The organism is Sphingomonas arabinosi, from assembly GCF_036663715.1.
In the GTDB taxonomy this organism is placed as follows: Bacteria; Pseudomonadota; Alphaproteobacteria; order Sphingomonadales; family Sphingomonadaceae; genus Sphingomonas.
Genome location: NZ_JAXOJN010000003.1, coordinates 21,206 through 42,311, shown reverse-complemented (window position 1 = coordinate 42,311; position 21,106 = coordinate 21,206). Strand labels below are relative to the sequence as shown.

The window sequence follows — 21,106 nt, the reverse complement described above, 5'->3', positions numbered from 1 at the left end:
TTCGCCTGCTTTGCATCGACACCGGGGAGGGTGGACCGATGCGAGACCGGACGGTAGCGATCGGTCCACCCTGCGCAAAACGCTGACGCGCACGGTGCGGGGCGCGTGCCAAGACCGGACCGATGCGGATTTGCAGGACGCTCGAAGGTTAACGCGGCTTCGATGCGGCCGGACCTGTAAAGTACGTCGACAGCCTCCGCGACCAACGAGGTCTTGCCATCGCCGCGCCGAGCCGCCATTTCGCATCCATGGCTGAGCATCCGACCGGTATCCCGATCCAGCTCGAGCCGCTCGTCGTTCGCGTGCTCGCGCCCAATGCCTCCCCCTACACCTATACCGGGACGCAGACGCACATCGTCGGCACGACCGATCTTGCCGTCGTCGATCCCGGCCCCGACGATCCCAGCCACATCGATGCGCTGATGCGGGCGATCGACGGTCGCGAAGTGACCGCGATCGTCATCACGCATCACCACCGGGACCACAGTCCGGCCACGCGCCCGCTCCAGGCGGTCACCCACGCACCGATCGTCGGCGCCGCGCCGTTCGACCTTACAGACACCGGCGCGCGAGCAGACGCATCGTTCGACGCCGCCTATGCGCCCGATCGTGTTCTTGCTGAGGGCGACACCGTGAGCGGCGAAGGCTGGACGTTGGAGGCGATCGCAACCCCCGGCCACACCTCGAACCATCTTGCCTTCGCGCTTCCCGAGACGAAGGCGCTGTTCTCCGGCGATCACGTGATGGGCTGGTCGACGACGATAGTCTCGCCGCCCGACGGCAACATGACGGCGTACATGGCAAGCCTCGAAAAGCTGATGGGCCGCGACGACCGCGTCTATTACCCTGGCCACGGCGAGGCGATCGACAAGCCGCAACGCCTCGTCCGCGGCATGCTGGGGCACCGCAAACAGCGCGAAGGGCAAATCCTCCGCCTGCTCCGCGAAGGCGCGCAGCCGATCCCGGCGATGGTCGAACGCATGTATGTCGGTCTCGGCCCTCAACTCGTGCCGGCGGCCGAACGTTCGGTGTTGGCGCATCTCTACGACCTGACAGCGCGCGGACTGGTAACCGAGGAAGGCGACACATGGCGAACGACGTGAACGAACCCGTCCGCAAGAGCGGTGTGGCCCCGTTCCTGGCCAAGGCCGTCGGCGTGGTGATGATCCTCGTTCTCGCGGGTCTGCTCGTGCTCTGGGGTGTGCAGCGCTACGTCAGCGACCGACTCACGCCTGATCCGACCACGATCGCCAGCGCCAGCCTCGAAGGTTTGCGCGAACAGAACCGCCTGTCGGCTTTCGCTGCGCGCTACGTCGCCGTCGTCACCTCGAAACAGTCACAGCTCGGCTTCACGACCGAAAAGACGCTGATCATGCCCGGCATGGTCCGGTACGAGGTCGACATGGGCAAGCTCACCCAATCGGACGTTGTCTGGGACGGCAATTCGAAGACGCTGTCGGTGCGCCTTCCCGCAGTCGAGGCCGATGGCCCGCAGGTCGATCTCAACGCGGTCCGCGAATATGGCTCGGGCGGCGTGCTGACCACGTTCACCGACGCCGAGAAGCGCCTCGACGCCGCCAACCGCCGCGCCGGCCAGATCGAGCTGATCCGCCAGGCGCGCGAGCCGGCGATGATAAAGCTCGCGCGCGACGCCACCCGCCGTGCGGTCGAGCGTAGTTTCGCGATGCCGCTGCGCGCCGCCGGGATCGACGCGAGCGTCGCGGTGCGTTTCGCCGACGAGCCGGTCGCAAATACCGAACGCTGGGACACCTCGCGCTCGCTGCAGGACGTGCTAGGGAATGCACGCTAAACTCGGGATACGACCATGGAACTGAACCAGAACTTCGCCGGCATCGACATCCGCGCCGAGATCGAGCGCCTCCGCAAGGAGAAGAACGCCGTCATCCTCGCGCATTACTACCAGAAGCCCGAGCTTCAGGATCTCGCCGATTTCGTCGGCGACAGCCTCGACCTGTCGCGCAAGGCCGCCGCGACCGACGCCGACGTCATCGCGTTCTGCGGCGTGCGGTTCATGGCCGAGACCGCCAAGATCCTGTCGCCCGACAAGATCGTCGTGCTGCCCGACATGGACGCCGGATGCAGCCTGGAGGACAGCTGCCCGCCCGAGCAGTTCGCCGCCTTCCGCGCCAAGCATCCCGATCACATCGCGCTGACCTACATCAACTGCTCGACCGAGGTGAAGGCGCTCTCCGACATCATCGTCACGAGTTCCTCGGCGGACACGATCCTCGCGCAGATCCCGCCCGAGCAGAAGATCATCTTCGGCCCCGACCGCAATTTGGGCGGGTATCTGGCACGCAAGACGGGCCGCGACATGCTGCTCTGGCCGGGTGTCTGCATCGTCCACGAGGCGTTCAGCGAAACCGAGCTGATGAAGCTGAAGGCGCAGCACCCCGGCGCACCCGTCGTCGCGCATCCCGAATGCCCGCCGATCATCCTAGACCACGCCGATTATGTCGGCTCGACACGTGGCATCCTGGATTACGCGTTGGCAATGCCGGGCGACACGCTGATCGTCGCGACCGAGCCGCACATCATCCACCAGATGGAAAAGGCGCTGCCGAACAAGCGCTTCATCGGTGCGCCGGGGGCGGACGGAAACTGCAACTGCAACATATGTCCGTACATGGCGCTCAACACGCTGGAGAAGCTGTACGTTGCGCTGCGCGATCTGGCGCCGCGGATCGAGATCGAGGAGGGGCTTCGGCTACAGGCGAAGAAGAGCCTCGACCGTATGCTGTCGATGGCATCGAATACCGTCGGGAAGGGTGATCTCGGGCCGAAGTGAGGGCCCGCTCAATCGTCGCTCGGGCTGAAGGATCTCAGCCCGACACGTTCATATTACGACTCGTTCAGAGCGCGGGGACGTCTGTCGTGCTCAACTGGGCAAGTGCCTGATCTATATGGATGGCGGCGAGCGGAAGCTGGAGCGTGTCGGCCAGTACGAGCGCCTCGTCCAGCAGGGCATGCAGGCGAGCGGTATCGGCCATCGTCGTGGTAGTCATCAGAATATCCTTGGTAGTCTCCGGGCAACCCGCGAACCCTCCAGTGGTTCCAATGGCGCGAAATTAAATCCGTGGCCTGATCGATTCGCGAAGTCGCTTTTACGCGCGCCGATTTTTTGGCACCGCGCCCCGAGCATAGTTTGACGAACAATCCGGAGCAGACAGGTGAAGACAGCATTGCCCGAGTCGTTCGATATCGACGCCTTCGTCGCGGCGACCCTGGCCGAGGACCTTGGCGCGATCGGTGACATCACGTCCGCCGCCGTCATCCCCGCCGATGCGCGGTTCACCGGCGTGATGGACAGCCGCGATCCGATCGTCGTTGCCGGTCTCGATCTCGCCGAGGCGTTCTTCCGCGCGCTGGACCCGGATGTACGGATCGAACGCTTCGTCCTCGACGGCCAGCAGGTGACGGCCGGCACGGAACTCATGCGGCTCGAAGGGGCAGGGCGCGCGATGCTGACGGCCGAGCGGTCCGCGCTCAACACCGTCCAGCACCTGTCGGGCATCGCGACGATGACGCGCGCGTATGTCGATGCGATCGCCGGGACCGGCACGATCCTTCTCGACACGCGCAAGACGATCCCTGGCCTCCGCGTGCTGGAGAAATACGCGACCCGGATGGGTGGCGCGCAGAACCATCGGATGGGGCTGTGGGATGCGGCGATGATCAAGGACAATCACGTCGCGGTCGCCGGCGGCGTCGCCGAGGCGGTCCGTCGCGCCAAGGTCGCGGGGATCGCGCAGATCATCGTCGAGGTCGACCGCATCGACCAGATCGAACCCGCGCTCGCGGCGGGCGCGACGCACCTGCTGCTCGACAACATGCCGCCGACGATCTTGCGCGAGGCTGTGGCGCTCGTCGCCGGCCGCGTCCCGACCGAAGCATCGGGCGGCGTCAACCTGGACACGATCCGCGCCATCGCAGAGAGCGGCGTGACCTATGTGTCCGTCGGCCGCTTGACGCAGTCGGCGCCCGCAGCAGATATAGGGCTGGACTTCGCGACCGCCGAATAGCTCCGCCAGATCCGGCGCGGGCCTTGGGCTGGCCAGGTCAGGGAGTAGGACCATGATCAGGCCGGTTGCCATCGTTCGTTACGAACGGCTTTATTGGGCGGCGTTCATCCTGGATTCGGTCGTCACCGCGATGACCTGGACGGAGCGCGAGGCGATCGTCACCGCCAATCCGATCCTCGCCAAGGCGACGTGGATATTGCCGACGTTCCAGGCCATCGGGATCGCGGTGACGGTGCTGCTCTGGTACTTCACCGCCCGCGCACCGAGCGTCGTTGCGAAGTGGGTGGTCGTAATCCTCGCCGCCTTGTCCGCGTTCGCCGCGGTCCAGTCGATGGGTGCGCTCGCCACCGGAGGCGCCACGCTCGGCACCGCATCGGTCCTCGCGCTGATCGCGAACGCGCTCTACGTCACGGCGGCCGTGCTCCTCTTCCAGCCGGCCAGCAAAGCCTGGTTCGGGCAGGACGCAGACGACGATCTCGACACTGATACCGACCAGGGAAACCTAGCATGATCTCCAGACTGACCCTGGCCGCCGTCGCGGTGGTCCTGCCGAGCGTCGTGCAGGCGCAGGCCTATCAATGCTCGACTCCCGCATCGGTCGAGCGCGTCCGCCCGGACCTACCGTCGGAAAGCCAGCCGAAGCGCGACATCCCGATCGGCAGCTATACGCTCGCGATCACCTGGGCGCCGCAATATTGCCGTGCGAATGGCGACCGCACCAGCTCGACCTTCCAGTGCGGTTCGGGCAACCGCTTCGGCTTCACGCTACACGGCCTCTGGCCCGACGGCGTCGGCAAGGAGTGGCCGCAATATTGCCGCGCCGCGGGCTTCGTCCCGCCGCCGGTGATCCGCGCGCACATATGCACCACGCCGTCCGCGCAATTGCTCAAGCACGAATGGGCCAAGCACGGCACCTGCATGCCCGGCTACCGTCCCGCCAAGTATTTCGACCAGTCCGCCGGGTTGTACGGCAAGCTTCGCTATCCCGACATGAACGCACTGTCGCGGACACCGTTGACCGCGGGCCGGTTCGCGGCGGCGATGGCGGGAGCGAACCCGGGCCTGAAGCCAGACATGATGCGCGTCACCGCCACCAGGCAGGGCTGGCTCGACGAGGTCTGGATCTGCCTCGACCGCCGCTTCCGCTATCGCCGCTGCCCCGTCCACCAGGGCGGCCTGAACCCAAGCGCGCCGCTCCAGATCTGGCGCGGGAGCCGATAACGCGGGAGCCGGTAATAGGTAGGAAGTAGGTGCGGTACTAACGTAGCAAGACCCGCCATCCCAAATCCCGTTCGTGCCGAGTAGCGACCGAGTAGCGACCGAGTAGCTCCGGGAACGTCGGAGCTATCGCCGGTCCCGCACCCAAACCAGAACCGCCGCCAGCATGCCAACCCCGGTCCCGACCAGGAACCCCGGAGTCGCCTGCCCGATTGCAAAGCCGACCCCGGCGCCGCCCAGCATGCCCAGCGCGACGAGGAACCCACCCGCGGCGCTAGGGTCCTTGTGGGGGGGAAGGGGTTCGCGGGAAGTCGGATCGGTCATCGCCCTGTCCTGCCACGCGCCGCCGCCGGATGCCACCCACACGCCAAGCCCGGTCCCGCACGCGGACGAAACGTGGCGAAAATACGGCGTTAGATACTGTTCCGCAACGACAAGCCCGGCTAGGAGCCGGACATGGTGTTCCGCGTCGGGCGAGCCGGGCCGGCCGCCGCCTTTTTCGTTCTGACGACAGCGGGTGCCGTACCCTGTGCGGGCATACCCGCCGCGGACGCGCAAACCGCGCCTGTGCCCGCGCAAACTCCAACGAGCCCGACCGCCGACACCCCGATATCGCTCGACCCGAATTCGCCGCTCGCCCCGCTCCCCGATATCGGAGTCGGCTGGCCCGATCTCGCGGCCTCGCCGATGGAGCCGGCGGCGACCGTCGCCGCGGTCGATGCCAATACCGAGAGCCGCTACGCCTGGCGGATCGACGGCATCGACGCGCTCGACACGACGCTGCTCCGCCAACGCTTTGCCGCGCTCTCGACGCTCGACGCGAACGATCACCAGGCCGCGAACGCAGCCCAGCTCGATCGCCGCGCCCGCGAAGACGCCGACCTGCTCAACAGCCTCCTCCGCGCGCAAGGCTATTACGACGCCAACGTCGTCACCCGCGTGGAGCCCGGCGCGAAACCGATGGTCGTGCTCTCGGCGACTCCCGGCACGCTTTATACATTCAAGGGCGTGACGATCGACGGCATCGCCGCGGCGGGGGACAAGGCGCCGGAGCTGACGACTGCGTTCGGCGTGAAGCCAGAAGACCCGGTGAACTCGGATGCGATCGTCGCGGGCCAGGCGAACCTCACGACCAGGATCGGCCGCGAGGGCTTTCCGTTCGCCGTGGTGGGCGACCCGGCGATCGTCGTCGACCACGCCACCCGCACCGCGACGCTCGACCTGTCCGTCCAACCCGGCGGCGCGCGCAAGTTCGGCCAGGTCGTCGCACTTCCCGGCAACCGCGTGTTCGGCGCGGACCACGTCGCGGAGATCGCGCGCTTCTCTCCCGGGGACGTCTACGACGCGGCAAAGCTCGACGATCTCCGCCGCGCACTGATCCAGACCAGCCTCGTATCCTCCGTCGACCTAAAGCCCGTGCAGGGCGCCGCGCCCGATACCGTCGACATCGCTGTGAAGCTCGACCGCGCGCCGCCGCACACGATTGCCGGCGAACTCGGTTACGGCACCGGCGAGGGCGCCCGCTCGGAACTCAGCTGGACGCACCGCAACCTGTTCCCGCCGGAAGGCGCGCTGACGTTGCGCGGCGTGCTCGGTACGCAGGAACAGCTCGGCTCGGTCGTCTTCCGCCGCAACAATTTCAAGGCGCGCGACCGGGTACTGACGCTCCAGGCGTCCGCCGCGCATACCAACCGCAACGCCTATGACGCGAAGACCTACTCGCTCGCCGGCACGCTGGAGCGCCAGACCAACATCTTCTTCCCGAAGACCTGGACGTGGTCGCTCGGCGCCGAGCTCGCCGCGTCGGATGAGCGCGACGTGATCCTCTCGACCGGCGATCCGCGCCGTCGCACCTTCTTCATCGGCGCCATCCCGACCAGCCTCAATTACGATGGCTCGGACGACCTGCTCAACCCGACCAAGGGCTTCCGCCTCGGCGGACGGCTCAGCCCCGAAGTCTCGTTGCAGGGCTCGGTGTTCGGCTATGCGCGCACCCAGTTCGACGGCAGCGTCTACCAACCGTTCGGAGATCGGGTGGTTCTCGCCGCACGCACCCGGCTCGGCACGATCGCCGGCGCACCGCGCGATCAGGTCGCGCCGTCACGACGCTTCTACGCAGGCGGCGGCGCATCGGTGCGCGGCTATGGCTACCAGTCGATCGGCCCGCGCGATCCCAACAACGACCCGATCGGCGGGCGCAGCCTCACCGAATTCTCGATCGAGGCCCGCGTGCGCGCCTTCGGCAATTTCGGGATCGTGCCGTTCCTCGATGCAGGCAACATCTACACGTCGCCGCTGCCGAAGTTCACCGGGCTGCAATACGGCACCGGAATCGGCGTGCGCTATTATTCGAACTTCGGTCCGATCCGCCTAGACGTCGGTACGCCGATCAACCCGCAGCCCGGCGACAGCCGCATCGCCGTGTACGTCTCGCTGGGGCAGGCGTTTTGAGCGAAGATACGCCCGCTCCGAAGCGTAGCATCCGCTGGTGGCGCTGGATCATCGGCGCGCTTGCCGGCCTGATTGCGATCCTCGGCGCGGCGCTGCTGATCGTCGACACCGATATCGGCCACCGTTTCGTCGCGGACCGGATCGCCGCGATCAAGACCGCCAACGGCTTGCGCTTCACGGTCGGTCGGATCGACGGCTCGCTATACGGCGACACCCGCATCACCGATTTGCGCGTGTACGACCTCGAAGGGCTGGTCTTCCAGGCGCCCAACGTCACGCTCGACTGGTCGCCGTTCGACTGGTTCTCGAACCGGCTCGAGATCCGCCGGCTGATCGTCGATCGCGCGATCCTGACGCACACCCCGCGCACCCGGCCCTCGAAGACACGCGGCTCGATCCTGCCCGACTTCGACATCCACATCGGCAAGCTGTCGGTCGGTCGGCTGACATTGGCGAAGCGCGTACTTGGGACCCAGCGCATCGGGACCCTCGAAGGGCGCGCCGATATCCGGTCGGGCAGGGCGCTGGTCGACCTGAAGGCCCGCGTTGCCGGCAGCGACGATCTGAAGCTCCGGATCGACGCCGAGCCCGCGCGCGACCGCTTCGACATCGACGTCGCCGCGAAGGGGGCCGCGGGCGGCGTACTCGCGCGGATGGTGAAGGCGAAGGGCCCGGTCGCGCTCGCTGTCACCGGCGACGGCAGTTGGGCGAAGTGGACCGGCCGCGCGAACGGCATGATCGGCACGACGCGCGTCGTCGATCTGGCACTTGCGCAGGTCGCCGGCCGCTACACCCTGTCGGGCACGCTCGCGCCGTCGTCGCTGCTGAAGGGCCGCCTGCAAAAGCTGACCGCGCCGCGCATCCTCGTCAACGGCAGCGCCGGGTTCGCCAACCGTCGGTTGGAGGGGCAACTCTCGCTGCGCACGCCCGCGCTGGCGGTCGACACGACCGGCATCATCGATCTCGCCGCCAATGCCTACCGCGACGTGCACATCAAGGCGCGACTGCTGCGGCCGCCAGCTTTGTTCGACAACATGACCGGCAACATGGTCGAGCTTCGCGCGATCCTCGATGGCCCGTTCGCGACCGCGGCGTTCGACTACCGCCTAGACGCCAGCCGCTTCGCGTTCGACCAGACCGGGTTCGAGAACGCCCATGCGTCCGGCAAGGGCCGCCTGTCCGCTGCGCCCGTTACCGTGCCGATCCGCTTCACCGCCGCGCGCGTCACCGGCGTTGGCACTGTCGCGGGCGGCATTCTGCGCAACCTGTCGGTCGATGGCCTGCTCCGTGTCACCCCGACGCTGCTTACCGGCGACGCGCTCAAGCTCCGCTCGGACAAGCTCGCCGGCAGCATCAATCTGGCGGTCGACCTCCGCAACGGCCAGTTCGAGGTCGGCATCAACGGCGGCCTCGGCCGTTACCTCATCCCCGGCCTCGGCATCGTCGACGTGAAGTCCACGCTGCGAGTGGTCCCCGGCCCGAACCGCCGCGGCACGCGCGTGATCGGCCAGGGCAGCGCGCAGATGGTGCGGCTCGACAACGCCTTCTTCCGCAGCCTCGCGGGCGGGTTGCCGCGCATCACCACCAACCTCGAACGCACTACCGACGGCGTGCTGCACTTCACCAACCTCGTGCTGACCGCGCCGCAGATCCGGCTTACCGGGAACGGCTATCGCCGGCGCGACGGCACCTTCCACTTCGAGGGCGGCGGGCGCCAGCAGACCTATGGTCCGGTCACGCTGAATCTCGACGGTCAGATCGAGAAGCCGACGCTCGACCTCGTATTCGCAAGCCCCAACGCAGCGCTTGGCCTGTCGAACGTCCGCGCGCATCTCGATCCCACGCAGCAAGGGTTCGCGTTCACCGCGGCGGGTGGATCGCGGCTGGGGCCGTTCACCAGCAACGGCGCGATCCTGTTGCCGCCGGGCAGGGATGCGACGCTCGCCATCGCCGCGCTGAACGTCGCAGGCACAAAGGCGACCGGCAACATCGCGGTCGTGGATGGCGGTTTTAACGGCGCGCTCGCAGTCGCGGGCGGCGGTATCTCGGGCGAACTCCTGTTCCGCCCGGTCGGCCAGATCCAGCGGATCGAAGGGCATCTTGCCGCCAGGGCCGCGACGCTCGACACCGTGGCGCTGCGTCAGGGCAAGCTTGATTTCGTCACGTTGCTCGATCCCGTCGGCACCTCGATCGAGGCGACCGCAACCGGCCTCGGTCTGCGTCGCGGCGCACTCAGCCTCGCCCGGTTCAACGGTTCCGCGTCGCTTCGCGGCGGCGTTGGCACGATCAAGGCGTCGATCGCGGGCTCTCGCGGGCGCGCCTTCGACATTCAGACCGTCACCCAGGTCACCGCCGACAGCTACGCCATCTCCGCCCAAGGCACGCTCGACAGGCGACCGCTGAAACTTCTCACGCCCGCGGTCCTGACCCAGGCCGAAGACGGCTGGCACCTCGCGCCGACCAAGCTCAGTTTCGGCGGTGGTGAGGCGCAGGTCGGCGGCCGCTTCACTGCCGCCAGCACGGCGATCGATGCGAGCCTGACACGCATGCCGCTCGCCCTACTCGACATCGCCTATCCCGGCCTTGGCCTCAGCGGCAGCGCGTCGGGCAGCTTCACGATCGCGACCGCGAACGGTGCCGCACCGACCGGGAAGGCGAACGTCACCATCCGCGGCCTCAGTCGCGCCGGCCTCGTCCTCTCGTCACGCCCGATCGACGTCGGCGTGGCGGCGGTGCTGTCCCCCGACAAGCTCGGCCTGCGCGCGGTCATCGCGTCGGCCGGCAGGACGATCGGGCGCGCCCAGGCACAACTCGCGCCGCTGGGGCAGGGGGACTTGGCGTCCCGCATCAGCAACGCCCGCCTGTTCGGGCAACTCCGGTACAGCGGCCCGGCGGACACGCTCTGGCGCCTTACCGGCGTCGAGCTGTTCGACCTGTCCGGCCCCGTCGCGATCGGCGCGGACGTCGTCGGCACACTCGCCAACCCGACCTTGCGCGGCGTCGTCCGGGCGAACGGTGCGCGGATCGAAAGCGCGACCACCGGCACCGTCCTCACCAACGTCCAGGCGACCGGCCGCTTCGGCGGCTCGCGGCTCGTGATCGACCGGTTCGGCGCGGACGCGGGCAAGGGCGGGCGCGTCACCGGCACCGGCCAGTTCGAATTCGCCGCCGCCGCGGGGATTGGCCTCGACCTCAATCTGCGGGCCGACAAGGCGGTGATGATCGCCCGCGACGACATCGGCGCCACCGTTACCGGCCCGCTCACGTTCAAGTCGAACGGCTCGGGCGGGACGATCGCCGGCGACGTGGTTCTGGACAAGAGCCGCTATCGTCTCGGCCAGGCGACCGCCGCCAGCGCGGTGCCGCAGCTCAACATCCGCGAGATCAACCTGCCCGATGGCGGTGAGGAAGTCGCGACGCCGACCAAGCCCTGGACGCTCGCGATCAAGGCCCGCGCGCCGAACCAGGTCATGGTCAGCGGCCTCGGCCTGACCAGCGAATGGTCCGCCAACCTCCAGATCGCCGGCCAGCCCGCAAACCCGGCGATTACCGGCCGCGCCACGCTGATCCGCGGCGACTACGAGTTCGCCGGCCGCCAGTTCGAACTGGCACGCGGCGTGATTCGCTTCGATGGTCAGGTTCCGGCTAACCCCGCGCTCGATATCGAGGCGAACGCCGATTCGACCGGGCTTAGCGCGTCGATCCGCGTCACCGGCTACGCGCTGAAACCCGAGATCGGCTTCACCAGCACGCCCGCGCTGCCCGAGGACGAACTCCTCTCGCGGCTGCTGTTCGGCACCTCGATCACCAATCTGTCCGCGCCCGAAGCCCTCCAACTGGCGGCGGCGGTGGCGGCGCTACAGGGCGGCGGCAGCGGGCTCAACCCGATCAACGCGGTGCGTCGCGCCGCCGGGCTCGACCGTCTCCGCATCCTCCCCGCCGATCCGCAGACCGGGCAGGGGACCTCGATCGCGGCGGGCAAATACGTCACGCGGCGCCTGTATGCGGAGATCGTGACCGACGGTCAGGGCTATTCCGCCACGCAGGTCGAGTTCCAGGTCACCCGCTGGCTGTCGCTGCTGTCGAGCATCTCGACGCTCGGCCGCCAGAGCGCCAACGTCCGCGTCTCGAAGGATTATTGACGGGTGATCGCGCACGCCGGTTTCGCTAGGAAGAACGCATGAAGCCCGTCATCTTCGGCCTTTCCGGCCCCGTCCTCACCCCCGCCGAACGCGCGTTCTTCGCCGAGTGCGAGCCCGCCGGCTACATCCTGTTCAAGCGCAACATCGTCGATCGCGCTCAGGTCCGAGCCCTGACGGACTCGCTCCGCGAACTCGCCGGACGCGATAACCTCGCGATCCTGATCGACCAGGAAGGCGGTCGCGTCGCCCGGATGGGCCCACCGGAATGGCCCGCATTCCCGGCGGGTCCGGTATTCGATGCAGCCTATGAACGCGCACCGATGACCGCGATCCAGGCCGCGCGCGCCAACGCGCAGGCGCTCGGCGTAATGCTCAGCGAGGTCGGTATCACCGTCGACTGCCTCCCGCTGCTCGACGTGTCGCAGCCCGACACCACGGAAGCGGTGGCGTCCCGCACGTTTGGCTCCGACCCGATGCGCGTCGCGGCGCTCGGCCGGGCGACGCTGGAGGGGCTGGCCGAAGGCGGCGTGGTCGGCGTGGTGAAGCACATGCCGGGCCACGGCCGAGCGCGCGTGGACACCCACCATCACCTCCCAACCGTCACCGCGACCGACGCCGAACTCGAGATCGACCTCGAACCCTTCCGCACGCTCAACCAGGCGCCGATGGGCATGACCTCGCACATCGTCTTCGAAGCCTGGGACACCGACCGCCCCGCGACGCTCTCGCCGATCGTAATCGACCAGATCATCCGCGAGCGCATCGGCTTCGACGGCCTGTTGATGACCGACGACATCGACATGAAGGCCCTATCCGGCACCGCCGGCGACAAGGCGGCCGGCGCGATTGCGGCAGGGTGCGACCTCGTACTCGACTGCTGGGCCCGCATGGACGAGATGGTCGAGATAGCGGGTCGGTTGAGCGAAATCTCCGACGCCTCCCGAGACCGCCTTGACCGCGCAATGGCGTCTGTCGGACCAGCCAAAGGTGACGTCGCCGACCTGATCGCCACGCGGGATGCTCTGCTGGAGCGCGCCTGACAGAAAAGCATGCGCCCGTTTGATGCAAAACTCAAAAGTTTTGCATCAAACGGCCGGACGAGCGACCGGTCAGAAGCGCTCCGTCGTCCTCTGAACGCGATCGTCTCGGCAAGCGGTCGTCATCAGATCAATCGTCGTCTACAGTCATGCGATGGAAATCACGCATGCGCATCTTCAAGAGACGGTTAAGGAGCAAATTGACTCCTATGTCGTCCCCGAACATCATCCTGGTGCGATAGGCTCAGCGATGCCTCGTTCATGGTTTTCAGACCGCTTAGATGAGATGCGAGCCGCAGTGGTTTTCCCTGTTCCGGTTCGCATGCATGACGTTGATGATAAAACTGGTGATCTCGTCACTTTGAACGTATTAATTGTAGTTGACGACAAGCAAGGAACTCTAGTTGCTTATGATCCCGAGAGCTGCGATTTTGTCTTAGCGAATTATGCGTTGGAGCAAGGACACACTAGGCCGCTTGAAGCTGCATCCACAGGTGTACGAGGCAGTGCCGTAGATTGCTACCTAGCAGCATGAGGAGTCTCTATGCGGGCTTATGTTAGCCCACGCTATGATGCTTTCGGTTTGTCACCCGACCGAATGTTTATGATGCAAAACTCACAAGTTTTGCATCGATCCGAAAACGGCGGAAAAACGGGCCGCACGGCTATGCAGAAATCCGATGCGCAATAGTTCGCGGTATACCGGATGTTCGCGGGGCATAAGCAACCGGCGGGGACCTCTCGCTCACCCTTGCTTTCGCGGATGCCGAACCGCGGGCGATCCTGTACCTCACCCTTATGGACGACGCGCAACTGACCCTGGATCTCGACGGATGGGAGGGGCCGCTCGATCTGCTGCTGTCGCTCGCCCGCGGGCAGAAGGTCGATCTGCGGAAGATATCGATCCTCGCGCTGGTCGAGCAGTATCTCGCCTATGTCGACTCCGCGCGCGCACTGAAACTTGAACTGGCCGCGGACTATCTCGTGATGGCGGCGTGGCTCGCCTATCTGAAGTCCGCACTGCTGTTGCCGCGTGATCCGCTTGCCGAGCCGGACCCCGAAGAACTCGCGCTCCGGCTGCAACTCCGGCTCGAACGCTTAAGTGCGATGCGCGAGGCCGGCGCCCGGCTGATGGCGCGCGATCGGACCGGGCGCGACGTGTTCCTGCGCGGCGCGCCCGAGGGGCTGCGGACGGTGCGCAAGGCCGCATGGCAGGCGGAAATCTTCGACCTGATCGCCGCCTATGGCCGCATTTCCGCACGGACCCGACCGGTGATGCACGTCGTCGTCGACCGCGAGGTGATGACGCTGGAGGCGGCACTGGAACGCGTGTCGATGCTGGTCGGCGAGCGGATCGACTGGAGCGTGATCGAAAGCTTCCTCCCCGAGGCAGGAGAGCGTCTAAGACGATCCGCGCTCGCGTCGAGCTTTGTCGCCGCACTCGAACTCGCGCGACAGGGCAAGATCGAACTGCGCCAGGCCTCGCCGTTCGCACCGCTCTATCTCAGGGCTCGCGGGTGACCCCGCCCGACGATTTCACCCGCGCGGTCGAGGCTGTGCTCTTCGCCGCCGAGGCGCCGCTCACCATCGACGTGATTCGCGCGCATGTCGGTACGGGCGACGTCCGCGCCGCGCTCGACCGACTGACCGCCGACTATGCCGGCCGCGGTATCCACATCGTTAGGCGCGGCGACCGCTGGCAGTTCCAGACCGCACCGGACATGGCGCACATGCTCCGCCGCGACCGAGAAGAACCGCGCCGTCTCAGCCGCGCTGGAATCGAGACGCTGGCGATCATCGCGTACCATGAGCCCGTCACCCGCGCGGAAATCGAGGCGATTCGCGGCGTACAGATCTCGAAGGGGACGCTTGATGTGTTGATGGAGGCCGGCTGGGTGAAGCCGGCCGGACGGCGCGAGGTGCCGGGGCGGCCGCTGATGTTCGCGACGACCCCTGCATTCCTCGTCCATTTCGGGCTCCAGAGCCGCCGCGACCTGCCCGGTATCGACGATCTGCGCGCTGCCGGGTTGCTCGATCCGGTCGATCTCGCCTTCGATCGCCTCGACGATGGCGGGGACGATGGCGAGATGGCTGGCAAAGAGCCGAGATGACGCTTAGATAGGGTCAAGTTTCCAGGAGAATTGCCATGGGCGGTTTTAGCCCGATTCACTTGCTCGTTCTCGCGGTCGTCGCGATCCTCCTTCTCGGCGGCGGCCGATTCTCCAGCCTGATGGGCGACGTCGCCAAGGGCGTGAAGAACTTCAAGAAGGGCATGTCGGAGAACGACGACGAGACGCCCGCCAAGCCATCGGCCCGTATCGAAGCGCAGAAGACCGCCGATCCCGCGTTCGATCGCGACGGCAACCGCGTCCGCGACGACCGTCCTGCTTGAAGCCGTTGTGCTTGAAGCTGGTAGACTTGACGACCCTAGATAGGCGCGGCTGAATGTTCGATATCGCGCCCTCCGAGTTCTTGCTCGTGGCTTTCGTCGCGCTCGTCGTGATCGGTCCCAAGGACCTACCCAAGGCGATGCGCGTGGTCGGCTATTGGGTCGGCAAGGCACGCGGCGTCGCCCGGCAGTTCCGCTCCGGTTTCGATTCGATGGTCCGCGAGGCCGAACTCGAAGAGATGGAAAAGCGCTGGGCGTCGGAGAACGAACGCATCATGCGCGAGCATCCGCAGACGGGGACGGACGCGACGGCCGATACCGCGCAGGTGGTACATTCGCCCGAGACCGAGGAGTATCGGCGTGATTATCGGTCCACCGACCAGGCGGACGATCATACGAGCGAGCCGGTGATGGTCGAGAAGCCGGTCGTGGCGGCCGCTCCGGTTCACGCTTCTCCGGCGTTGCCCGAACAGGATCACAAACCGATAGCGGATCGTGGTCCGGATCTGTTCGATGGTCCGCTGGAGGCCCCGACCCCGACCCCGATCCCGACCCATTCCGACGACAAGACCGGTAAGTCCGACGTAGCGCCATCATGAACAAGCCGGGCATGAACGCAACGGCCGTGATCGCCTCCAAAGCCGAAAGCCAGACATGAGCGAGATCGACGAAAGCCGGGCGCCGTTGCTCGACCATTTGATCGAGCTGCGGCGGCGGTTGCTCTACTGTATCGCCGCGCTGATCGTGACGTTCGCCGTCGCCATGTATTTCGCCGAGGATATTTTCGGCTTCCTCGTTCACCCGCTGCTCGCGGCCGGTCAGAACAAGGTCATCTATACCGAGATTTTCGAGGCGTTTTTCGTCCAGATCAAGGTGGCGTTCTTCGCGGCGATGATGTTGTCGTTTCCGGTGATCGCAAACCAGGTGTGGCAGTTCGTCGCGCCTGGCCTGTACAAGAAGGAACGCGGCGCGCTGCTGCCCTTCATCCTCGCGACGCCGGTCCTGTTCCTGACCGGCGCGGCGATGGCCTATTACATCGCGATCCCGATGGCGTTGCACTTCCTTCTGGGCTTCGACGGAATGGTCGGCGGCATCCACCGCGAGGCGCTGCCGGCGATCGGCAATTATTTGTCGTTCACGATGCAGTTCTTGTTCGGCTTCGGGATCTCGTTCCTGCTGCCGGTCCTGCTCATGCTGCTGGAGCGTGCCGGGATCGTGACGCGCAAGCAACTCATCAGTGCGCGGCGCTACGCGATCGTCGCGGCGTTCGCGATCGCCGCGGTGCTGACCCCGCCGGATATCGGCTCGCAGCTGTTGCTCGCGATCCCGCTGGTCATCCTGTACGAACTCGCGCTGATCGGCATCTGGTTCACCGAGCGCAGCCGGGCGAAAGCCAAGGCGCTCGAAGGCGACGCAACCGACATTGTCGAGAGCTGAGCAGGACGAAGGCCGATACGAACACGGATGGCCGATACGAAAACGGGGCCCGGTGCATCTGCACCGGGCCCCGTTTCTTTACCATAAGCGCAAAAGGCTTACTTGGCGCCGTCCGCGGTCTTTGCGACGGTCTTGCCCGCCGAGCTCACGTCCTTGCCCGCGCCTTCGATCGTGTTGCATGCCGAAACCATGAGCGCGCCTGCGACGACTGCCAATCCGACCAACTTACGCATGATACTTCCTCCTAGAAGGGCTTGAATGCCACCGTGGAGGAATGTTCGGGAACCGCATTCGTTCCGTCTGCGGAACCAAGTCACGCAGCGATCTCGATTTAATAAATGGAGGCCCGGCAACTTCACCAAGGGGGGGAGGGTGAAGCTACCGGGCCTGTGTTCTGGATAGCGAGAGCGGGGGGGCATAAAGTCGCTATCCGAAGTGTAGAACGGCAACGGCGATAGTCGGTTCCCGCTTTTTTTATCTATAGCGAATTAAAAGCGTCGGTTCTCGGCATTCGGCCCAATTGCTCGACTATTCAGCGCTTCAGTCTCGCCCGGTGATCGCAAAAGCGATTTCATACGCCCCTACCAACGGGTCGTGGTGCAGTGGCGACCGCAACTGGCGCGACAGACCTTCCATGACGCGACCGTACCGGGACAGCGCTTCTCTGAACGCATCGCTTTCGACCAGCGCACGCGAAACGACGCGGAGCACCGCGCGGTCTGGTTTGTCGGCAACCTTGTCGGCAGGCTTCACGACGATCCGGATCTGCGCGGCGGGATCGCAACTGATCGCCAACTCGATCGTCTCGGTCGCCAGGAACGCCAGCGCGACCGCAACATCCTGGTTCACCAGATAAGGGTCGACATCGAGCGTGATACCCAGCCCGTGCGATCGGTCGGACGCCGTGGCGCGAATATTGGCCGAGAGTTCGCCGATCATGGTCCGCAGGTTCAGCCCGCGATTTTCCTCCAGCTCGGCGAAATGGTTGCGATGGACCACGGCCAGCGCATCCACGCGCCGCTGGATCGATGCATAGGCCGCCGTCGCGTCGGCGCTCGGCGCACTGCGCGCGTGGAAGTTGATCAGGCTCGAGATGACCTGCAGGTTGTTTTTCACCCGGTGATGCACCTCACGGGTCAGCTTGGTCTGTCGGACCAGCCCCTCCGCGAGGCCCGCTTCGTGCAGCGCGACCGTGCGGCTGATCGACTGGAACGTCTCGCCGAGCTCACGGATTTCCTGTGCCGGCAAGGTATGGACGGTGCCGAAGTCGAGTTCCTCGCCAGGCGTGAAGGCGGCCACGGCGGCACGAAGACGGCGCAGCGGACGAATGAGCAGCCGATCGACGACGAACCATGCGATGCTCGCGGCGGCGATCCACATCAGCAGGGGAAGGAGCATCGCGACGATCAGCGAAGACGTCACCGGTGCGCTGCGAATGCTCGTCCGCAAGGCCAGCCCCGCGACGCCGAGTTCGGTCCGCATCGTTTCCATGCGGTCGAGCGGCCGCTCGTCGGGAATCGTCTCCAGGTGCAGCGCATCCTCATCGAGCACGATGGCGCTGCTGAAGGCCGACGCGCGCGTCGAAGGCCGCCCGATCTTTTCGAGGAACGCACGCGGGAAATAGGCGCGGGCGGACGTGTCGCCGCCGGGACCGGATATCGCCAGGATCAGCCCGTTGTCGGGAACGATCGCTGCCGCGACAGGCATGTCCTCGCGGCGGATAGTGACGGGGTTCGGCAGGGGGACGCCGCACAAAACGCGGCTGGCGCGATCGGTGATGATGAACCGGGTGCCGGCGGACGATTGTTGCGCGAACACACCCTGTGCTCGTGCGCAACTCGGCGAATCGGCGGGGTCCGTGCCCAGCGCGTTCACCGCGACACGCAATGCGGTCATATCGCCGACCAGCTCGATGGCGATCGCCCGTGCGCTCTCGTCGGCGGTGACGCGCAACCGTGCACGTGCCTCGGCATCGGCCAGCCGCGTGGTCTGCAATGTCGCGAAAACGGCGATCAACGCGAGCGGCAGGAGCGCGGCGCTGATGATCAGGAAAAGCTTTGCCCCGGTCGGCCACCGTCCGATTGCCGCCGACACGCGGCCCTGGCTCGTGGGTCCAGGCTCCGAAGATTTAATGTCGGCAGTAGAGGCGGGGGTAAGGGGCGTGGGCGCGGGGCCCACCATCAGTCCAATTTGCCGAGCAGGTCGAGCAAATCGTCCGGGATCGTTTCATCAACGGTCTTCTGATAGACCGAGCGCAGTGCCGAACCCATTTGTTGGTCTTTATCAAGGACCTTGGCGGGCTTCGTGGCAGGCACTGTCTTCTCCGTGTCGTGGCCCAAACTCAAAACTTCCCCCTGCACGACGCAAACCAATCATGTGATGGCGAGCACAACTGTACCCACAGGCACCGGACTACACACTCGCGAAAGATGTTCGTGAAACCAAATAGCATCTGGATGGTTCCATGACCGAGCGAAAAATACGCATCTCCGCTCGGTCGTGCCCGATAACTGGCGACGATGGGGCGGACACGGGGCATTTTCGACCGACACCATTGCAATGACGCGAGCCACCCGACACATGAGGGGCCGCGTAGGATCAGGGAGTATTCGTTACCCATGTCTCTTGGACAGCAACTTGCACCGCACCTTCCCTTTTTGCGGCGCTACGGCCGGGCCCTGACCGGCAGCCAGATGCACGGCGACAAATATGTGCGCGCCACGCTCGAGGCGATCGTCGCCGCACCCGAGGAATTTCCGCGCGACGTGGATCCCCGTCTCGGCCTGTATCGAATGTTCCAGGCGATCTGGAATTCGGCGAACTTCGACGAGGTCGGCGATGAGGGTGCGAGCGAGGCCGAAGGTCACGAAGCCGTTGCCCGCGCGCGTCTCGCCCGGATGACGCCGCTTTCGCGTCAGGCGCTTCTGCTGACAGCGATGGAAGGCTTCACGCCAGAGGACGCAGCGTATCTGATCGAGGTCGACACCAGCGAGGTCGACGATCTGGTCGCCGATGCGCTGTCCGAAATCGAGAACCAGACCCGTGCGAAGGTCCTCATCATCGAGGACGAGCCGATCATCGCGATGGATATCGAGACGATCGTGCGTGATCTCGGTCACGATGTCACCGGCGTCGCCGTGACGCGTGACGAGGCGGTCGCGCTGGCGATGGAAACCCGTCCCGGCCTCGTGCTCGCGGATATCCAGCTGGCCGACGACAGCTCGGGCATCGACGCGGTCAAGGACATCCTCGCCGAGTTCGAAGTCCCGGTGATTTTCATCACCGCGTTCCCGGAGCGGTTGCTGACCGGCGAACGTCCCGAGCCGACGTTCCTGATCACCAAGCCGTTCCAGCGTTCGACCGTGAAGGCCGCGATCAGCCAGGCGCTGTTCTTCGATCAGGCGACCGTCCCGACCGCTTAAGGTCGACGGCACTTATCCGGGTCCGTGACTGTAAGACAGTTACGGACCCAAAACGTCTTTCGCGAGTTTGTTGGTGATGGCTGATCCAAACGAACCAATTCACATCGATACCGAAGATGCACGGGCAGGTGCCACGCCACATATGACCCGGTACATCCTGGCGATCTCGCTAGTGTTGGTCATTGTTATATTTGGCTTTATAATTCTTCGCTAAGCAGGATTGCGTGCGCGTCGCTGGTATTTCCTGCGGCGTACGCCTATGTCTGCCGCGTTCGCACGGCAGTGTTTTATCGGGATTGATCGGATTACCATGACCCAGCCTGCTTTGCCCGTGGATGACGAAAACGATGACGTTGTCGCGCCGGTCGAGCATGTCTCCCTGTCGGATGCCGAGTTCAAGGTTCAACTTGCGCAGGTAATCCCGCATCTGCGTGCGTTCGGTCGCTCCTTGTCGGGAAGCCGCGATCTCGCGGACGACCTGGTCCAGGAGACTTTGCTGAAAGCCTGGGCCGCGCGTCTCCGCTTCCAGGCGGGTACGAACATGCGGGCGTGGACCTTCATCATCCTGCGCAACCTATATCTCTCGCAGATGCGACGCGCCCGCTTCAAAGGCGAGTGGGACGATCTTGTCGCGGACCGTATCCTCGCTGCACCCGCAAGTCAGGATCGCCACGTCGAGCTTGGCGACATGCAACGCGCGTTGATGCATCTGCCGCAGCCGCAGCGTGAAGCCCTTATCCTGGTGGGCGCGGGTGGCTTTGCCTATGAGGAAGCCGCAGAAATCTGCAGCGTCGCTGTCGGGACCATCAAGAGCCGGGTAGCTCGCGGACGTGTTGCGCTGGAGACGATCTTAACGGACGGTTCGCTTCCGTCGCGTCGCGATCATGAGACCGATACGTCCAAGACGGCGCTGGATTCGATCATGGGCGACGTCGAAGAGCTCAGCCGAGGACGCTGATTTCTGCAC

22 protein-coding genes are annotated in these 21,106 nt (G+C 65.6%); 17 read left to right on the top strand and 5 right to left on the bottom strand.

The window, feature by feature from the left end; translation table 11 throughout:
• Positions 1-248 precede the first annotated feature (248 nt).
• Genes U1708_RS05910 through nadA form a run of 3 tightly spaced genes read left to right on the top strand, consistent with a single transcriptional unit; the run spans position 249 to position 2,809 of the window.
• Entirely contained in the window at positions 249-1,103 is an 855-nt protein-coding gene (locus tag U1708_RS05910; RefSeq protein ID WP_332743704.1) for an MBL fold metallo-hydrolase, read from the top strand.
• Entirely contained in the window at positions 1,088-1,810 is a 723-nt protein-coding gene (locus tag U1708_RS05905; RefSeq protein WP_332743702.1) for a DUF4230 domain-containing protein, read from the top strand. The genes U1708_RS05910 and U1708_RS05905 overlap by 16 nt, the downstream gene beginning before the upstream one ends.
• A gap of 15 nt (positions 1,811-1,825) precedes the next feature.
• Complete coding sequence (gene nadA, locus U1708_RS05900; protein WP_332743700.1) at positions 1,826-2,809, top strand: quinolinate synthase NadA; 984 nt, start codon at positions 1,826-1,828, stop codon at positions 2,807-2,809.
• Positions 2,810-2,873: 64 nt separating this feature from the next.
• Here the strand turns inward: nadA and U1708_RS05895 are convergent, their stop codons facing one another.
• Positions 2,874-3,026, bottom strand: coding sequence for a hypothetical protein (locus U1708_RS05895; RefSeq protein WP_332743698.1), 153 nt, complete (start codon positions 3,024-3,026; stop codon positions 2,874-2,876).
• A gap of 165 nt (positions 3,027-3,191) precedes the next feature.
• Between U1708_RS05895 and nadC the strand changes: the two genes are divergently transcribed.
• Genes nadC through U1708_RS05880 form a run of 3 tightly spaced genes read left to right on the top strand, consistent with a single transcriptional unit; the run spans position 3,192 to position 5,264 of the window.
• Complete coding sequence (gene nadC / locus U1708_RS05890; protein ID WP_332743696.1) at positions 3,192-4,043, top strand: carboxylating nicotinate-nucleotide diphosphorylase; 852 nt, start codon at positions 3,192-3,194, stop codon at positions 4,041-4,043.
• Between the two features lie 52 nt (positions 4,044-4,095).
• Positions 4,096-4,554 carry a hypothetical protein gene (locus U1708_RS05885; RefSeq protein WP_332743694.1) on the top strand — a complete coding sequence of 153 codons (459 nt, stop codon included), beginning with the start codon at positions 4,096-4,098 and terminating at the stop codon, positions 4,552-4,554.
• Positions 4,551-5,264 carry a ribonuclease T2 family protein gene (locus tag U1708_RS05880; RefSeq protein WP_332743692.1) on the top strand — a complete coding sequence of 238 codons (714 nt, stop codon included), beginning with the start codon at positions 4,551-4,553 and terminating at the stop codon, positions 5,262-5,264. The genes U1708_RS05885 and U1708_RS05880 overlap by 4 nt, the downstream gene beginning before the upstream one ends.
• A 123-nt stretch (positions 5,265-5,387) precedes the next feature.
• Here the strand turns inward: U1708_RS05880 and U1708_RS05875 are convergent, their stop codons facing one another.
• Positions 5,388-5,585 carry a hypothetical protein gene (locus U1708_RS05875; protein ID WP_332743690.1) on the bottom strand — a complete coding sequence of 66 codons (198 nt, stop codon included), beginning with the start codon at positions 5,583-5,585 and terminating at the stop codon, positions 5,388-5,390.
• A 132-nt stretch (positions 5,586-5,717) separates the two neighbouring features.
• Here U1708_RS05875 and U1708_RS05870 point away from each other — a divergent pair, with 132 nt between their 5' ends.
• The 9 genes from U1708_RS05870 to tatC all read left to right on the top strand — a co-directional run bounded on the left by U1708_RS05870 (position 5,718) and on the right by tatC (position 16,717).
• Positions 5,718-7,712 (top strand): autotransporter assembly complex protein TamA, encoded by a 1,995-nt coding sequence (locus U1708_RS05870; protein WP_332743688.1) that lies wholly within the window; start codon positions 5,718-5,720, stop codon positions 7,710-7,712.
• A complete protein-coding gene (locus U1708_RS05865) occupies positions 7,709-11,854 on the top strand; it encodes a translocation/assembly module TamB domain-containing protein (RefSeq protein WP_332743686.1) in 4,146 nt (1,381 codons plus the stop codon). Before U1708_RS05870 ends, U1708_RS05865 begins: the two co-directional genes overlap by 4 nt.
• Positions 11,855-11,892: 38 nt before the next feature.
• Complete coding sequence (locus U1708_RS05860) at positions 11,893-12,894, top strand: glycoside hydrolase family 3 N-terminal domain-containing protein (RefSeq protein ID WP_332743685.1); 1,002 nt, start codon at positions 11,893-11,895, stop codon at positions 12,892-12,894.
• A 151-nt stretch (positions 12,895-13,045) separates the two neighbouring features.
• Complete coding sequence (locus U1708_RS05855) at positions 13,046-13,426, top strand: hypothetical protein (protein ID WP_332743684.1); 381 nt, start codon at positions 13,046-13,048, stop codon at positions 13,424-13,426.
• A gap of 263 nt (positions 13,427-13,689) precedes the next feature.
• On the top strand, positions 13,690-14,412 hold the full coding sequence (locus U1708_RS05850) for a segregation and condensation protein A (protein WP_332743682.1): 723 nt from the start codon (positions 13,690-13,692) through the stop codon (positions 14,410-14,412).
• Positions 14,409-15,002 (top strand): SMC-Scp complex subunit ScpB, encoded by a 594-nt coding sequence (gene scpB, locus U1708_RS05845; RefSeq protein WP_332743680.1) that lies wholly within the window; start codon positions 14,409-14,411, stop codon positions 15,000-15,002. The genes U1708_RS05850 and scpB overlap by 4 nt, the downstream gene beginning before the upstream one ends.
• A gap of 35 nt (positions 15,003-15,037) precedes the next feature.
• On the top strand, positions 15,038-15,283 hold the full coding sequence (locus U1708_RS05840; RefSeq protein WP_056057475.1) for a Sec-independent protein translocase subunit TatA: 246 nt from the start codon (positions 15,038-15,040) through the stop codon (positions 15,281-15,283).
• Positions 15,284-15,336: 53 nt separating this feature from the next.
• Complete coding sequence (gene tatB, locus U1708_RS05835; protein WP_332743676.1) at positions 15,337-15,879, top strand: Sec-independent protein translocase protein TatB; 543 nt, start codon at positions 15,337-15,339, stop codon at positions 15,877-15,879.
• Between the two features lie 55 nt (positions 15,880-15,934).
• On the top strand, positions 15,935-16,717 hold the full coding sequence (tatC, locus tag U1708_RS05830; RefSeq protein WP_307086298.1) for a twin-arginine translocase subunit TatC: 783 nt from the start codon (positions 15,935-15,937) through the stop codon (positions 16,715-16,717).
• A 98-nt stretch (positions 16,718-16,815) separates the two neighbouring features.
• Here tatC and U1708_RS05825 read toward each other — a convergent pair whose 3' ends face one another.
• The 3 genes from U1708_RS05825 to U1708_RS05815 form a co-directional block, all read right to left on the bottom strand.
• On the bottom strand, positions 16,816-16,950 hold the full coding sequence (locus U1708_RS05825) for an entericidin A/B family lipoprotein (RefSeq protein ID WP_307086296.1): 135 nt from the start codon (positions 16,948-16,950) through the stop codon (positions 16,816-16,818).
• Positions 16,951-17,257: 307 nt separating this feature from the next.
• Positions 17,258-18,898 carry a sensor histidine kinase gene (locus U1708_RS05820; RefSeq protein WP_443029971.1) on the bottom strand — a complete coding sequence of 547 codons (1,641 nt, stop codon included), beginning with the start codon at positions 18,896-18,898 and terminating at the stop codon, positions 17,258-17,260.
• Positions 18,898-19,032: a NepR family anti-sigma factor gene (locus tag U1708_RS05815; RefSeq protein WP_307086292.1), complete on the bottom strand. Its 135-nt coding sequence runs from the start codon at positions 19,030-19,032 to the stop codon at positions 18,898-18,900. The genes U1708_RS05820 and U1708_RS05815 overlap by 1 nt, the downstream gene beginning before the upstream one ends.
• 303 nt (positions 19,033-19,335) lie before the next feature.
• Here U1708_RS05815 and U1708_RS05810 point away from each other — a divergent pair, with 303 nt between their 5' ends.
• Entirely contained in the window at positions 19,336-20,139 is an 804-nt protein-coding gene (locus U1708_RS05810; RefSeq protein ID WP_332743669.1) for a response regulator, read from the top strand.
• Positions 20,140-20,449: 310 nt separating this feature from the next.
• Positions 20,450-21,097 carry a sigma-70 family RNA polymerase sigma factor gene (locus U1708_RS05805; protein WP_307089347.1) on the top strand — a complete coding sequence of 216 codons (648 nt, stop codon included), beginning with the start codon at positions 20,450-20,452 and terminating at the stop codon, positions 21,095-21,097.
• The last annotated feature ends 9 nt before the right edge of the window (positions 21,098-21,106 follow it).